This is a genomic window from Halomonas sp. PBN3 (genome assembly GCF_000475415.1).
In the GTDB taxonomy this organism is placed as follows: domain Bacteria; phylum Pseudomonadota; class Gammaproteobacteria; order Pseudomonadales; family Halomonadaceae; genus Halomonas; species Halomonas shengliensis.
In genome coordinates this window covers 1-1,578 of the sequence record NZ_AXCA01000087.1, presented here as the reverse complement: position 1 = coordinate 1,578, position 1,578 = coordinate 1, and the positions used below count along the sequence as shown (strand labels likewise).

The following is a 1,578-nucleotide window of genomic DNA, read 5'->3' as shown; positions in this document are numbered from 1 at the left end:
GAACCTTCCCAGCGGGGAGGCATTTCCCCGGCTGGGTGGTGATGGGCAATGTGGTTAGTCGAGGGGCAGGCCTGGCCATTTACCCCCGTGAGTCAGGATGAGACGGATGCTGCCATCCGGGTCGTCGTGGCTGTACTCGCCCCAATAGCGGGCGCGGTAGTGAGCCTTGAGATCCATGCCCCGATCGATGCACTGCACGAAGGCGTACAGCCTCCCGGCACTCTCGCTCAGGATGTAGAAGCAGATCGGATCTCGCGGATCGTAGAGCAGTTGGTTAACTTCCACTCGCATTGTCTTCTCCAGCGGACTGTCATCGCCGAGAAGAACCTCCCCGACGGGGAGGTAAATCCCCGGCTGGGTAGGTTGATGGAAGCGCTGTGGATCAGTGCATGGCCGGCGAATCGAAGGAGCCGGCCGCTTCTCCCGCGTGGGCAGCGGCGTAGCCATTGCCGGTTTCAGACGGCTCCACTGAGGCAGCGGATCTGTCGTTGCCGGCAGTCTGCTCGTCGCGGCGGGGTGCCTGGTAAACCATCTCGCCGTTCACCTTGATCCAGCTGATGAACAGAAGGCGCGCCTTGAGACTGACGCCGGTCTGGCCCGCCTTGTCGCCTCTGGAGTAGACGAAGGTGTCCGTCCAGAGGTCGCCCAGCTTGAAGCCCACCAGCACCTTGCGGCCCTGATACACCGCCTGACGGCAGCGTTTGACGAGCGCTTCGGCCTCACGGCCGCTGATCCGGCAGTCGAAGCGGGTATAGCCCACATCGTCCGCGGGGCCGTTCAGGGCGGCGATATCGCATGCCCAGAACGCGTCTCCACGCTTCGGCCTGACCTCTCGGATGCGGTTGAGGTAGCCAAGGCCGGTGATATGCAGGTCGAAGAAGCCAGTGGTGGCACTCTGGTGAGTGGTGACCGTCATAGTGTGTCTCCTCGGTGGGTTGCGGTGTGCACCCGGGAGACACTCGCCCCCTGCGGGAAGTCGAGTGGCTTCCCGGGTGGGCAAGGGGTGGATTCAGACGCTGGTTCAGCCCATCAGCACGCAGTGGTGCCGAGCGCCTGCCAGGTGGGTGTGGCAGCAGTCGCAGGATGAGGTCGAGAACGCTTCGTCGTACTCGCTATCGCCGACGACGAGGGTGTTCCCGTCGCGCTGCGCTGCGTAGATGGACTCACGCACCTCCCTTTCTCGGGCGGCAGCGCTCTCCTCATCCAGGAAGTGATCCAGCCCGGTGGCATCGTCATTGGCGATGATCATCAGGCAGTCGTCACAGACCATGACATGGTCGTCGACAATCGTGGCCATGGGGTCTTCCTCCAGGTTCCAGGGGGTCCGCCCCCCTGGGGAGGCATCTCCCCGAATGGGTTGTAATCGCAGTGGCATCCAGCCCGAATGGGCGGCCTCGTCTCGGGATGCGCGAGGCCTTGGGTGACGGCGTACCGCCAAGCGGCGCACCCTTGAAACGCCTGGGTGCCTGGGGTGTCTCGGTTGGAACCGGCCGAGACCACCGGGCCGCCAGCGGCGGCACTTGCCCAATGGGAGACTGCTCACTGCTTCGGCAGCGTCTCCTCGATATCCCCACTCGC

At 64.1% G+C, this 1,578-nt stretch carries 3 protein-coding genes; all 3 read right to left on the bottom strand.

Going from position 1 to position 1,578, the window contains the following annotated elements:
- Positions 1–54 precede the first annotated feature (54 nt).
- The 3 genes from Q673_RS23370 to Q673_RS23360 all read right to left on the bottom strand — a co-directional run bounded on the left by Q673_RS23370 (position 55) and on the right by Q673_RS23360 (position 1,297).
- Positions 55–285, bottom strand: coding sequence for a hypothetical protein (locus tag Q673_RS23370; RefSeq protein ID WP_200861394.1), 231 nt, complete (start codon positions 283–285; stop codon positions 55–57).
- 97 nt (positions 286–382) lie between these two features.
- A complete protein-coding gene (locus tag Q673_RS23365) occupies positions 383–916 on the bottom strand; it encodes an STY4534 family ICE replication protein (RefSeq protein WP_023005079.1) in 534 nt (177 codons plus the stop codon).
- A 105-nt stretch (positions 917–1,021) separates the two neighbouring features.
- Positions 1,022–1,297 (bottom strand): hypothetical protein, encoded by a 276-nt coding sequence (locus Q673_RS23360; RefSeq protein WP_023005078.1) that lies wholly within the window; start codon positions 1,295–1,297, stop codon positions 1,022–1,024.
- Positions 1,298–1,578: the final 281 nt, after the last annotated feature.